At 59.3% G+C, this 13,463-nt stretch carries 8 protein-coding genes; all 8 read right to left on the minus strand.

The annotated features are described in order from the left end of the window. Positions 1 to 59: 59 nt before the first annotated feature. Positions 60 to 1,400: a type VI secretion system baseplate subunit TssK gene (gene tssK, locus LRK71_RS17635; RefSeq protein ID WP_232405286.1), complete on the minus strand. Its 1,341-nt coding sequence runs from the start codon at positions 1,398 to 1,400 to the stop codon at positions 60 to 62. Positions 1,401 to 1,439: 39 nt separating this feature from the next. Continuing rightward, positions 1,440 to 2,885, minus strand: a complete 1,446-nt coding sequence (tagH, locus tag LRK71_RS17640) for a type VI secretion system-associated FHA domain protein TagH (RefSeq protein ID WP_232405287.1) — start codon at positions 2,883 to 2,885, stop codon at positions 1,440 to 1,442. An 8-nt stretch (positions 2,886 to 2,893) separates the two neighbouring features. Then, positions 2,894 to 3,193, minus strand: a complete 300-nt coding sequence (locus tag LRK71_RS17645; protein ID WP_232405288.1) for a PAAR domain-containing protein — start codon at positions 3,191 to 3,193, stop codon at positions 2,894 to 2,896. 1 nt (position 3,194) lies between these two features. Next, positions 3,195 to 3,818, minus strand: coding sequence for a DUF6931 family protein (locus LRK71_RS17650; RefSeq protein ID WP_232405289.1), 624 nt, complete (start codon positions 3,816 to 3,818; stop codon positions 3,195 to 3,197). A gap of 10 nt (positions 3,819 to 3,828) precedes the next feature. After that, on the minus strand, positions 3,829 to 5,940 hold the full coding sequence (locus LRK71_RS17655) for a type VI secretion system Vgr family protein (RefSeq protein ID WP_232405290.1): 2,112 nt from the start codon (positions 5,938 to 5,940) through the stop codon (positions 3,829 to 3,831). A 96-nt stretch (positions 5,941 to 6,036) separates the two neighbouring features. Further along, positions 6,037 to 9,795 (minus strand): type VI secretion system contractile sheath small subunit, encoded by a 3,759-nt coding sequence (gene tssB, locus LRK71_RS20595; protein WP_408636021.1) that lies wholly within the window; start codon positions 9,793 to 9,795, stop codon positions 6,037 to 6,039. Further along, complete coding sequence (locus LRK71_RS17670) at positions 9,785 to 10,642, minus strand: ion transporter (protein WP_232405291.1); 858 nt, start codon at positions 10,640 to 10,642, stop codon at positions 9,785 to 9,787. The genes tssB and LRK71_RS17670 overlap by 11 nt, the downstream gene beginning before the upstream one ends. An 83-nt stretch (positions 10,643 to 10,725) precedes the next feature. Further along, positions 10,726 to 13,449 carry a type VI secretion system ATPase TssH gene (gene tssH, locus LRK71_RS17675; RefSeq protein WP_232405292.1) on the minus strand — a complete coding sequence of 908 codons (2,724 nt, stop codon included), beginning with the start codon at positions 13,447 to 13,449 and terminating at the stop codon, positions 10,726 to 10,728. Positions 13,450 to 13,463 lie beyond the last annotated feature (14 nt).

Raw genomic sequence — 13,463 nt, forward strand, 5'->3', positions numbered from 1 at the left:
CCAATCACCAATCCACCAAAACCATCCGCCACTGCAGGCAGATCAAACACGCTAGGCCTTTAGCCGTTGCGAATGGCCCAAAGCTCCATCTTCAACCCCGGATATTGCCCCGAGACATGCACCGCTACCCCGCCCGAGGTGGTCATCTTGCTCCAATACGGGCTTTCACTATCCATCTCGAAATAGACCACTCCGGAATGATAGGGGATTTGGCGCGGTGCAACCGGAAGCGGCCGCAACGTGATCCCCGGCAACGCCGAATTGACCAGCTGGCGGATTTCTTCCACCGGGCCGATCTTGGCCTGACCAGCAAAATGCCGCCGCACATCTTCGGCGGGCAGATCGGCACTCACCGCCAGCACAAAACCTGCATTTCCCAAGAGCTTGCGATCGGCAATCACCCCCACCGAAATGCCATATTTGCGCTCTTCCAGTTTGATGGCGATGGCCGTCTGTTCCAGAACCGAGCTGAGATATTGCCGCAGCACCCGGATCAGCGGGGCAAAACATCCCATCAGATCATCATGGGTATAAGCGGGCAGCTCTGGGACCTGTTTATCCGCCGCCATAAAGCCGGACAGCTCTCCGGCGAGACCCGCACACAGCATATAAAGCCGTTCGGGATGCAGGTTTTCAATCTGGCGCAGATGCCGCACCATCGGCAACATGCGATTCACCACCGAAAGCAACATGAAATCAGAAACATCCGCCACCCCTCGGGCAGATCCCGCCTCGGCCAACCGCCCCGACAGCGCCTCCATCCGATGCGCCAAGAGCCCTTCGAGTTCGCGCAAGAAATCCTGCAGCACAGAGGCCGCCCGCGCATCCAGGCAAGAGGGAATAAAGGCCTGATCCAGAACGATTTCCTTATCAGATCGCACCTCGATGATCCGGGCCACTGGGATCGCCAGAAGGTCAGCCAGGTCATCCACTCCAAGGGCAAACTGCAACCGCATCTTGCCCACATCCAACGCCACCGGCTTGCGCTCGGTGCTGGTGACATCGGTGACCTCCTGGTTGGCGGGGCGCAACCGGCTGGCAGAGCGTTCGGCGCCGCTTAGGTCGACCTCGACCGCACCCTGGCGGCGTTGCGGCACCGTCAGATAGACCACACAGTCCTTGATTGTACTTGGCACCTCCAGCGCGGGGGGATGCGGATCGGCCATCGGCACGCGAAAGATGCAGCCATCCTGGGTCAACCCCTCGCAGGATTTTAACGCAAACTGGCCAATCTTCAGCGCCTCATGGTCAATTTCCAGCCCGTTCACCCCCCAGGCATAGGGACCTAAACGGCGGGCCAGGCCCGTCACCAAGCCTTCGGTATAGCGATCTGATTGCTGGAAATGATGCGGCTGCAAAAACAGCCCCTCAGTCCAAAGCACCTTGCTGTCCCAGGACACCTGGTTCTCCCCTTGTTTGCCCACGCAACGCTGCGCGGGTCAGTCTTTCAATTTGTCCAATTGCGCCTTGTAGGCCCGCGCAAATTCGCGGCTGAACAAGTCGTGAAAATCATTTTCGGCCTGATCCGAGATTTCGGAAAACAGACGCTCATAGACATCCCAATAGCGCGCCTTCTTACCGCGCAGCAGCCCGCTAAGACCGCCTTTGTCTTCGATCTGCGCCTCCAATGCCTTCGGGTCAAGCCGGGTTAAGACGCCTTTCAACGCCGCCTCCATGCCGGTCACCATGGCGACCTCATGCGCCTTGATGTCCTTCAGCGCCTCTTCGACGGCGGTTTCCGGGCTAAGATAGCCTTTGGTCGCGGGTTTCAGCATCGCCTCAATCGCCTGATCCGGCGTGATCGAGAACTTCAGTGGATTATTACCCCCGGCCGAAATCATCGTCTGTTCGATGCGGAACTCTGATTTGATCGAAGTCCGGGTCATCAAAATTTCGCGCAGGCCAGTCACCAGGGTTTGCAGCACCCGCCCCATGCGCCCCAGCGCCTTGACCGGGTCTTCGTCCCCCAGGGCATCCTCTGCCACGCCAAGACCACGTAGGAAGGCAGGCACCACGTCAGAGGTCGCTGGTTGCGCCGGTTCGCTGACTGCGGATGGCAGCGATGCGGGCGTTGGGCCGACAACATCCGGTGGGGCCGCTGGCGTAGCCTCGGGCACAGGGGTTGCGGGCGAAGCCGCTGCCGGGGGTGCGGTTGGCGTTGGTGGGACTGGCGCGGTTTCCGGCGTATCGGCGGGGCCAATACCAGAGAGGAAATCATCATCCCAATCATCCGGAATTGTCGAAGACTGGGCGCTTGGCGCAGCAAAACTATCCGCCGCCGAGGGCGAATGGCTCGGCAGGCTTGCCCCGGTGCCTTCGCGCCCATCTTTTGGGGTTTGAAAGAACGGGTCTTCCTCTTCTCCCAGCGGGGGAAGAAGATCATCAATCGGGTCAACCGGGTTCAACTGCGATGGCCCGGTCGGGTTGGAATCGCCCAGCAGATCATCCAGGAAGTCCCCGGCAGGCCCGGCATCGTCCAGCAAGGCCAGGGGATCCGGTGCATTGCTGGCCACCCCATGCGAGGCTGGTGCCTCGGCAAGCGGATCGGGAATGCTATCCATCGCCGAGGCGCTGTGAATATCCACCAGCAGTTCGTAATTGCCTATGCACAAGACATCGCCCGTATTAAGCGGCGTTGGCGTGCGCCCCAGTGGAATTTTCGAATAGTTCAGAAAGGTGCCATTGGCGCTAAGATCAACCACCACAACATTGCCGTTGTGATCCTCAATGGCGCAGTGATTGCGTGACAGCAGCTGATCCGGGTCCGGCAGAACCAGATCATTGCTGGCCCCCCGCCCGATGGTCAGGCTGGGCCCTAACATAGAAACAGGTGCCGCATCCCCCGGCATTGCGCCTGAATTCTGGAACTTGAGTGTCACCGCCATTGATCCAGCTACCCTCCAACCAGAACGGTGAATTCGCCCTTGACGATCAGACCGCCACAAGCCGCATTATCAGTGATACGCGCCGCTGGCATGCCGCAAATCAAAACAGTGGTAGACCCTTTGACAATGGGATGCGGCGGGGCGGCGGTGCACATATCCCCCAAACGCGCGGCTGGCAGTTTCCCGACGAGAACCGTCACCGCACAGGGCGGCAGAATGGGGGTTGGCACTGGCAGAACCGGCGGTGGCGGCACCGAAGGCAACATGCAGGCATGCAGATCCAATACGCGGGCCTGGGGCATTCCCATCTTAGATCTCCTTCTCGTTACCCGAACCAGCAGCCCCCGTCTTGGCGCCGCCCTGCCCATTACCACCGCGCGCAATATCCAGCCCGCGTGCGACCAAAACACGGCCGTGTTCTTCAAACTTATCAGACAATTGGCTCAATGCTACCATATTCATGGCAAAGGAGGCTGCTTCTGACGCGCCCGCGGGCGCGGGATATTGGTTCAAATCCCCCGGCCCCAGCGTGCCCGGCGCATAGAGTACCGCAAGGGCGCAGTTCACCGTGTCATCATCGACATAGGCATGATCCAGCGTCAGCCGCGCCGCATCGCGGTTTTCTTCGCTGGGGTCCCGCACCCAGGCCTCTGAACAGCTAAGCGAAGCCGGATCCTTATCCGAACGCGGCCCGATGTAATCCCGCGCTGCCAGACAGGCCCACCAGACCCGTTCACGCGGCGGCAGCAAGACACCCAGCAAACGCAGCAAATCCACCAGCGCCTCCTTTTGATAGAGTTCTTGCAGCACCATCGCCGCCGGGGCCGTGGGCGGGGCCTGCAGCGGGGTCTTTAACAAGACATTGGCATGCGACAGCAGTTTGGCCACGGGATCAGGCGGAAGCTTGACCAGATTTTCAAAATTTTCCGACATATTCCCCACCCTAGTTGATCATCGTCAGGCCGCCCTTGAGGGTCAGCATCGCATCGCCCTTGACGGTTGTCATTGGCGCCTTGGCCTCAACCATGGCGCTGCCTTCGACCTTGATCATGGGCCCCTTGATGGTCACCCCAGAGTTATCAATTTTCACCGAAGAGGGCCCAACCTGCAGCAGGATTTCCTGGCCCGCAGTCATCTTGACCTTGCCCGCCGTGACATCCACCGTCAGATTGCCAAGGCTGACCGTTTCTTCGTGGTTCCCCTTGGCGATGGTTTCGGTCAGATTGCCGGTATCTACATCCAGCGTCATATTACCAGTCTGGATGGTTTCCGCCTTGTCGCCGGTTTCGACCACCTCGGTTCGGTTGCCCGTTTTGACCACCTCATCCATGTGCTGTTTCACGGTCAGCGCATAGCTTTTTTCATCCGCAGCGCTGACTTCGGGGTCCGGAGCATCCAGTCCGATGGTGACAGCAGAGCGGTCCTTGATCAACATCTGATGATCTTTTTGCGCCTGCACCCGCATCAGCTCTTCGTCCTTCTTGTCGTCAAACATCAGCTCATTATAACCGCCCCCCCCCTTGGAGGAGTTGGTCTTTATCCCCAGCTGTGTCTGATCATCGGGGTAGGTATAGGGCGGCATGGTATCGGCATTATAAAGCATACCGGTGCAGATCGGGCGATCCGGGTTGCCGTCCTCAAACTGCACCACCACTTCCTGGCCGATGCGCGGCACCGCAACCATGCCCCAGTTTTTGCCCGACCAGGGGGTGACCACCCGCACAAAACAAGAAGAGGTCTCATCTGTCTTGCCCTCGCGGTCCCAGTGGAACTCGATCTTGATGCGGCCATGTTTATCCGTCAGAATTTCCTCGCCGCTGGGGCCCACAACCGTTGCGGTCTGCAGGCCCGGCACCTGGGGCCAGGGGGTGGTCAGCGGTGCGCGAAACTGTTCGTGTTTTTCGATGGCGCCAAAGGTGCAGGCATAGGCATCACCCTTGACCTCTTCGGGGAAGTCCATATTGCGCGGCTTGATATCGCGGCGCATCTCGCCCTCTTCGGCGGCGGCAGTGGTGCGTTTTTCCCGTTCGTTGTAGTCACCCGCCACCTGCAAATAATGGGTCGCATCCACCACCAGATATTCACCATTTGCCGGCTTGTCCGGATGATTTTCCAACTGAAAGGTATAGCCGGTTCCCAGGGTACGCAGACTGCCGGCACCGCGCCAGCGTTTGTGACGAATGGCTTCCGCTTCCATCTGCACCCGCGCCCGTTTATCGCCAAGTGCAGTGTCCTTGCGATAGCGGCCCTGATAGTCGTAGCGCTCAAAATCCTTATGACTGTGACTGCCTTTGGGAATGGCATTCTTGACCTGCAAGTCTGCCGCTGGCGACAGAAAATCAAAATCCGTCAACGTCACCTTGCCGCCTGTCAGCACCTCTTCCTGGGCCCATTCCGAGATATGATCTTCGCGGCGCCGATCCCGGTCATCGCGCGCATAAAATTTCACCTTTGGCTCGCCATTCACCGGCGAATGACCACTCATCCCATCACAGAGCACCAGGCTCTCTGCCGCGTTTTTATCGCTGGTGCTGTCGAAGTAGAAATAGATCCCTTCTTCCTCCATCAAGCGGCAGATGAAATCATAATCGCTTTCGCGGTATTGCAGGCAGTATTCGCGCGGCGCATAGCTTTCGCTCAGCCGGTTGCGATAATCGCTAAAGCCGTTTTCGCTAAAGATCTGCAGAATGATATCCACCGCCGACAGCTCTTGGAACACACGACTGTCGCTGGTGCGGGTCAGCAACCAGAACCAGGGGCGCACCTCGGCAACATAGAGCCCATATCCATCGCGGAAGCCCATATTTTCAACCGAGACACAGAGACCCGAGAACTTCTGATCAGTGCCTGCATCGGTCTGGACATGCAGGTTCATCGTCTGGCCCACGATGTCTTCCAGCTTGACCGCCTTGTTCTTGGATTGGAATTCTACCGTTGTTTCGGTCAGCCTGCTCAATCCTTCGCGCACGATGGCACGTTTCAGCATCAGATCCCGAACGGAATAGCTGCCGGACATCCAGACCATGTCACTGTCATGTGCTTTGCTCTCAACCATGGCTCCTCCTTTTCCCATTCGGGACTGGGCTGCCCACATCGGGGGCCGGGCCTAAATCTGGGCGAAAATGCGCCCCTGTCATTCTGAAATTCCGCATCATAAATCCGCCAGCAGCGCCGCCAATTCGGCGTCCATTTCGCCACTGTCAGCCGTATCACCATCCCCTGCAGCCCCGCTTTCGGCGTCAAAACCAGCCAAGAGCGCATCCAGATCATCCAGATCGCTGTCGCCGCCAACCGAGGCGGCCGTGCTGGCGGTGCCCTCAAGATCCAGATCATCCAGTCCCAAATCATCTAACCCCGGATCTGCGGCGGCATCTGTTGGGGCCGGGGCTGGTTCTGGCCCCGTCTCTGACGCGCTATCTGGCTGCGGTTCCTGCGCTGCCGGACCGGTCTTTTCACGCGGGTCGGCAGGCGACGGTGCTGGTGCCGGAACCCCGCTCCAGGGGCCAAGAATCTCTGACCCGGCAACAGAGAAAAACGAGGTCAGGCGCAACTCATCGCGGCCCTTGACCGCGCTGAGCGCCATAACGCCCCGGTCGTTGGCCATGGCGATTTTGTCCAGATCAATATTGCGTTCGGTACAGGGCAACGCCACCTGATCGCCAAAGCGATCTGTCACCGTATGATAGGGCATACCCCCCAACGACATGATCGAACCCAGCTGCATCGCCGCGCCATTTTCCTTAAAAGAGCGCGCCAACAGGATTGTCACCAGTACAACCGGATTACCCCAGAGCATACCGCGCAGCCCTTCGCTCTGTGTAAACTCTTCGAAGGCAAAACTGTCCAGCGGATCGCTCTTGGCACCATAGGGGCGGCGCAGCAGAAACCGCGGGCTGACTAGGCCCAGATGTCCGGCCTCTGGCATCTGTTGCAACGTGTCCCAGGCCCGGGCCACCAACGGCGCACGGTCCTGCTTGGCCATCGTCAAGAACCCCGGCGATAGGCTGGTGAAAAAGGGCGCATCCACATGCGCTGCCACCCGCGCGATGCGGCCCAGCAGCTCGGCATGGGGCGGGGTTTCTTCAAACCCATAGAGCCCAATCAACGCCGAATAGCCGCCGCGCCCGGTTTCAGGATCCAGCGGCCCTTCGGTTAGCAAACGGGTCAGGCCGCTTTGCGAAAGATCATCCGCCGTCGCCAGATCTGCGGCCAGCTCCTCGGCGGAAACATCGTAAAGCACGACTTCCAGCGTATCGTCCACCTCGACCGAGCGGGCGATCAGATCCAACGAGCGCCACTGGGCCTCAACCGATTGAAATTCAGGGTGGTGCAGCACCAGACGCATCGCATCCGACAGGGCCGCATCCACGGCCTGCTGCATCGCCGCGACATCCGGGTTGGGCAGGGCGCGAATATGCGGCCCGACGATCCGCGCCAAAAGCGCATCAATCGCCGAAGCCTCCCGCAGACTGTTGCCCTGATCCCCAATCAGCTGCTGAAAGGCGCTCAGCCGTCGATCGGCCGGTACCGCCTGCCCGCCAGACGCGCGCCTAGGCACCCGAACGGGCGTGCCAAAGCGTTTGGCCCAATCGGCCAGACTGCGGCTGGCATGGTCAACGGTAACCCCCGATTGCAACTGCTTGCGCAGACTGACCAGCTCTGAAAACAGGGCCACGTTTTCAAACAATTCATCCGGGTGCAGATCGTCAAACTCCGAGAGTTTGACCAAGATAGCCTCTTGCCCCGCACCCTCCGCCCCAAGCGGCAGGACCAGCTCGCAAGCAAACCGCTTTATCACCTCTTCCAGGGTATCCGGATCCAGAACAATGGGCGGGCGGGCCGCTAGGGCGGGACCGGTCTCTACCTGCCCGCGCGCAGCACGGCCCGAAAAATCCCCGAACAGGGCGATACGAAAGCGTTTGCGCTGCAACTGCTGCGATGACGGACGCTGCGCAGTGATCGTGCCATAGGCAAATTCCGGCTCGCTTATGACCGGTTTTGCATCCTGTTCTGGCACTGCCATCGCAGGCTCTGCCTCCAGATCCCCAAGCAGATCATCCAGATCCGATAAATCCGCCGCCAGCGTTGCAGCCTCTGGCGCGCCGGGGCCTTCCGCAATGTCGCCCAACAGATCGTCGAGGCCAGGCTCCGCGCTGTCCGCTATCGCTGGATCAGATGGCGCATCAAGATCGGCAAGCAGCTCCGATAGCTCGTCCTCGCTTGGGGCATTAACCAGCGAGGTCGCCTCGGTCTCAGTGGCAAGGCCCGAGAGCACGGCGTCCGGATCCTCGACCTCGACGTTTTCTTCTGCATCAGGCTCTAACCCGGACAATATGTCGCCCAAATCAGCCGCATGCGCGGTATCCGTTTCGGCAGTGGTCTCCACAAGGTCGCCCAACAGGCCATCGAGGTCGAGATCCGCGTTTTCCGCTGTCGCAGGATCAGATGGCGCATCCAGATCGGCAAGCAGCTCCGATAACTCGTCCTCGCTTGGGGCATTAACCAGCGGGGTCGCCTCGGCTTTAGCGACAAGGCCCGAGAGCACGGCATCCGGATCCTCGACCTCGACGTTCTCTTCTACAACAGGCTCTAACCCGGACAATATATCGTCCAAATCAGCCGCATCCGAGGTGTCTGTTTCAACCGGGGTCTCCGCAAGATCTGCAAGCAGTTCTCCCAGGTCCGGGTTGTTATCTGCCGCAGCGCCCGCGTGGTCCTGCAGATCGAGATCCCCCAGAATGTCGGCAAGCGCCGCGTCTTCGGAGGCAGAAAAATCCGCCTCGGGCGTCAGACTTGCAACATCGGACAGAATGTCAGCAACCTCTGGTCCGGTTTCTTGCTCTGCTTCCTTGTCACTCAAACTCTCAAGAATATCGCCCAGCTCAGGGGTCGCTTCTGCAACCTCTGCCGGGGCATGCGTGACCAGATCCCCCAAGAGCTGCGAAAGATCCTCTTCTGCCGGGTCACCTGCGCCACCCTCTGCTGGGCGTTCCTGCGCCGCAAGCTCTTTCAGGATATCCTCGGTTGGCTCTCCGTCTTGCTCCACAGGCGCATCCAGACTGTCCAGCGCCTGCGCCAGGCTATCTTCGCTTGTATCCCCCCCCGCAGCATCCTCAGCGCCAAGCGCGCCGAGATCTTGCAAGACCTCATCGACCTCGCCCTCCGTCGCTTGTGGATCGGATGGGGCAGAGGCCGCCAGATCATCCAGTATGGCCGCATGTGCCGGGGTGCTTTGCTCCGGTTCGCTGATTGTCGCTCTGGCCAGATCCCGCAGCACATCAGAACTGTCAGCAGCAGCCGACACCTCTGCCGGTTCAATGTTGCGCAATGCGGCAAGCACCTCCGCGCTTTGGTCCTCTGCCGCCTTGGGCTGCGCAAACCCACGCAGGCTGTTCAAGGCATTGTCCTGATCAGTCGCGCCCGCGCTGTCGCCAGCCGCCAGAGCCGAAAGCAGGGCCGGGTCCTGCAGGATATGTTCAATCAGACCCTCGGCACCGGCTTTGCCATCCATATAGGCCATCAAGGTCCGCAACTGTTGCCGTGCCTCTAGTAGCGGGCGCAGGGCGTCCACCTTTGAAGCAATTGCACCGGGAGTAAAATCGCTCATACTTTCAAAGGTAAGATCTATGTCCAGATTGCCCTCGCCGGTCAGCGTATTGGGTACCCGAAAGGCCGCCCGTGGTGCCAGGGCCTTCATCCGGTTGTCAAAACTATCAACATCAATCTCGAGAAACTTGCGGTCCTCGACGCTAGGCTGCGATGTGGTACTTTTACCCAGAAGGTCGCTCATCACGCCCATAACAAAGGGCAGCTGCACCTTCTTTTCAGCGCCATATAGTTCGACATCATATTCGATCTGCACCCGTGGCGCCCGGTTGCGGGCAATAAATTTCTGTGAACTATCCGCCATTGTCGCCTCCTTTCAGCTCAGCGACTTCACGACGTAGGGCCTTCAGCTCGGCGTGCAGCTCCATCACATGGGCATCAACCACATCGGTTTCCTGACGCACCAATTCGCGCAGCTGTTCAAATTCGGCCTCGGCCTCGGCCTCCACTGCGGTCTGCATGGTATTGACCAAGAGACCGATAAAGAGATTCAGCACCGAGAAAGCAGTGATCACGATAAAAGGCACAAAGAAGGACCAGGCCATGGGGTAAACCTCCATCACCGGGCGGACGATGCCCATCGACCAGCTCTCCAACGTCATGATCTGGAACAGCGAATAAAGCGACCGCCCAAGGGTGCCAAACCAGACATCAAAGGCCGCGCCATACATCAGCGTTGCCATCACCCCAAAGACATAAAAGACAATCGAGATCATCACGATCACCGCGCCCATGCCCGGCAACGCATCAAGCAGCGCCTGCACCACCTTTCGCATCTGCGGGATCACCGACAAAAGCCGCAGCGCCCGGATGACCCGCAGCCCACGCAGGGCCGACAGCCCCTGTTTGTCGGGCAACAGGCCAACGCTGACCACCAAGAGATCAAAGATATTCCAGGCCGAGGCAAAGAATTTGAGCCGATAGGCAAACAGTTTAAGCGCCAGCTCGGCCACAAAAATGGTAAGCACCATGCTATCGATCACGCCGAGCAACCCACCGATATGACTGTTCACCACATGAGAAGTCCCAAGCCCAAGGGTCACCGCATTAAAGATGATGATCCCCAGAATGGCATTGGTCACGACCGGGCGTTCCACAAAGATGCGGGCCCGATCCTGTAGGGTCAGTTGGGTGTCGGCGCTCTGATGCACGAAGGACTCCATTTGGTTGGCGGATCACAATAAGGCGATGCGGCTTGCAGGCTTCTTCACTGCTGCGGGGCTGTGCCTGGGGCTCAGTCAAAATTGTATGAAAATGCCCCCTCGTTCACATCGATGGCCACCGTCGAGACCTGCTCTCCCACCATCAGGCGGCGCAGGAATTCGTTGGAAATATCCGGCAGCATGGAATTGGTCACAATCGTGTCGATCATCCGACCACCGCTTTCCAGCTCCTGGCACTGGGCGACGATCTTGTCGACAACCGCATCGGTGTAGGAAAACGGCACACCGTGGGCCTCTTCCACCCGTTTCTTGATGCGCCCCAGTTGCAGTTTGGTGATCTCGCCAATCATATCTGGGGTAAGCGGATAATAGGGAATGGTCACCAGACGCCCCAAAAGCGCCGCCGGAAAGATCTTCAGCAGCGGATCGCGTAGCGCCTTGGCGATGCCTTCCGGGGCGGGCATCAGGTCTGGATCAGAACACATATCCATAATCATGTCTGATCCCGCGTTAGAGGTAAGCAAGATCAGAGTATTCTTGAAATCAATCACCCGCCCTTCGCCATCCTCCATCACGCCCTTGTCAAAGACCTGAAAAAAGATCTCATGCACATCCGGGTGGGCCTTTTCGACCTCATCCAGCAGCACCACGGAATAGGGCTTGCGCCGCACCGCCTCGGTCAGTACGCCGCCTTCGCCATAGCCGACATATCCGGGCGGTGCGCCCTTCAGACTGCTAACGGTATGGGCCTCTTGGTATTCTGACATATTGATGGTGATGACATTCTGTTCCCCCCCATAGAGAACCTCGGCCAGGGCCAGGGCCGTTTCGGTCTTGCCAACGCCCGAGGTCCCGGCGAGTAGAAAAACCCCGATGGGTTTGTTGGGATTGTCCAGCCCGGCGCGACTGGTCTGGATCCGTTTGGCGATCATCTGCATCGCGTGATCCTGACCGATCACCCGCTTAGCAAGATGTTCTTCGAGGTGCAGGATGGTGTCGATTTCATCCTTGACCATGCGGCCAACCGGGATGCCAGTCCAGTCGCCCACCACGCTGGCAATCGCCTGCTGGTCGACAATCGGCAAGATCAGGGCGGAATCACCCTGCAGCACTTCCAATTCGCTATTCTTACCCTTGAGCTGCTGCATCAGGGCGGCGCGCTCTTCCTCGGTTAGCGGGCTATTCGATGTGCCCTCGGCCGCCTCTTCCCCAGCATCTGCGGCATCATCCACGGGCGCGGCCCCCTCTCGAAGCTTGGCGCGCAGGTCGAGGATCTCCTGGACCACCGCTTTTTCATTGTCCCAACGGATGGTCAGAGCGGCGAGGCGCTCTTCCTCGCGGGCCTTTGCATCCGCTACGGCCAGGCGTCGCTCTGCCACCTCATAGCCGGCGGTTTCATCGCGGCTGATGATCTCCAGCTCGGTGGTCAGGGCCTCGATCCGGCGCTGACTGTCGTCAACCTCTGCTGGAACCGCGTGTTGGCTGACGGCAACGCGGGCACAGGCAGTATCCAGCAGACTTACCGATTTATCCGGCAGTTGCCGCGCCGGAATATAGCGGGCCGACAGGCTGACGGCAGCCTCAATACCCTCGTCCAGAATCTGCACCCGGTGGTGCCCTTCCAGCATCGAAGCAATGCCCCGCATCATCAGTATCGCCTTTGGCACCGAGGGTTCGTCGATTTTTACCACCTGAAAGCGGCGAGTCAGAGCCGGGTCTTTCTCAATATATTTCTTGTATTCCGCCCAAGTGGTTGCACCGATAGTACGCAGGGTGCCACGGGCCAGGGCCGGTTTCAGCAGGTTGGCCGCATCGCCAGTGCCTGCCGCGCCGCCGGCCCCCACCAGCGTATGGGTTTCATCGACAAACATCACGATAGGCTCCGGACTGGCCTGAACTTCATCAATCACCTGACGCAGCCGGTTTTCGAATTCCCCCTTCATCGAAGCCCCAGCCTGCAACAGCCCGATATCCAGCACCAAGAGCCGCACATTCTGCAAGGCCGGTGGCACATCTCCGCGCGCAATCCGCAGGGCAAAACCTTCGACCACTGCCGTCTTACCCACCCCGGCCTCTCCAGTAAGGATGGGGTTGTTCTGGCGTCGCCGCATCAGGATATCGACGATCTGGCGGATCTCTTCATCGCGCCCCACAATCGGGTCGATCTCGCCCGCGCGGGCCTGTTCCGTCAGATCAGTGCAAAACTGCGCCAGCGCCTCTCCCTTGCCCATGGCACCGGGGGCCATAGCGGCAGAGGTCTCGCCGGGTTCGGCCCCGCCACCGGTGACCTTGCTGCCATCCTGGGCCGACATCCCAGCCTCGGGGGAGCCATCGGTGGCTGCAGCAAAGTTATCGGCCAGATCATCGGCGCCAATCCGCGCCAGTTCTGGCGAAATCGAGGTGAGAATATTGCGCAACGCGGGTGTCTTCAGCATCCCCAACAGCAGATAGCCACTGCGCACCTGGCTGGCGGAAAACAGCAACGAGCCCCAGACCCAGCCGCGTTCCATCGCATCCATCAAATGATCGCTCAGATCCGAAATCGCCGAGGCACCGCGCGGCAACATGTCCAGCGCGCGGGTCATTTCGCTGGAGATTTTACCAGTATCGAGATCGTAATGTGCGATAATTCGATGCAGATCGCTATCCGGCTGGGCCAAGAGCTGATGCATCCAATGCACCAGTTCCACATAGGGATTGCCGCGCATCTTGCAGAATACGGTTGCTCCCTCTACCGCCTGATAGCCCAGTTTATTGAGCTTCCCAAATAGCGCCACACGGCTGATCTCGGTCATGTCACTTCACTCCC

Origin of the sequence: Pseudophaeobacter flagellatus (genome assembly GCF_021228235.1) — a bacterium.
Lineage (GTDB): Bacteria > Pseudomonadota > Alphaproteobacteria > Rhodobacterales > Rhodobacteraceae > Pseudophaeobacter > Pseudophaeobacter flagellatus.

Bases quoted from the DNA above. Each gene is read 5' to 3' on its own strand.
- LRK71_RS17650 (WP_232405289.1), bottom strand. From the start codon at position 3,818: ATGTCGGAAAATTTTGAAAATCTGGTCAAGCTTCCGCCTGATCCCGTG.
- LRK71_RS17655 (WP_232405290.1), bottom strand. From the start codon at position 5,940: ATGGTTGAGAGCAAAGCACATGACAGTGACATGGTCTGGATGTCCGGC.
- tssH (WP_232405292.1), bottom strand. From the start codon at position 13,449: ATGACCGAGATCAGCCGTGTGGCGCTATTTGGGAAGCTCAATAAACTG.
- tagH (WP_232405287.1), bottom strand. From the start codon at position 2,885: ATGGCGGTGACACTCAAGTTCCAGAATTCAGGCGCAATGCCGGGGGAT.
- tssB (WP_408636021.1), bottom strand. From the start codon at position 9,795: ATGGCGGATAGTTCACAGAAATTTATTGCCCGCAACCGGGCGCCACGG.
- LRK71_RS17645 (WP_232405288.1), bottom strand. From the start codon at position 3,193: ATGGGAATGCCCCAGGCCCGCGTATTGGATCTGCATGCCTGCATGTTG.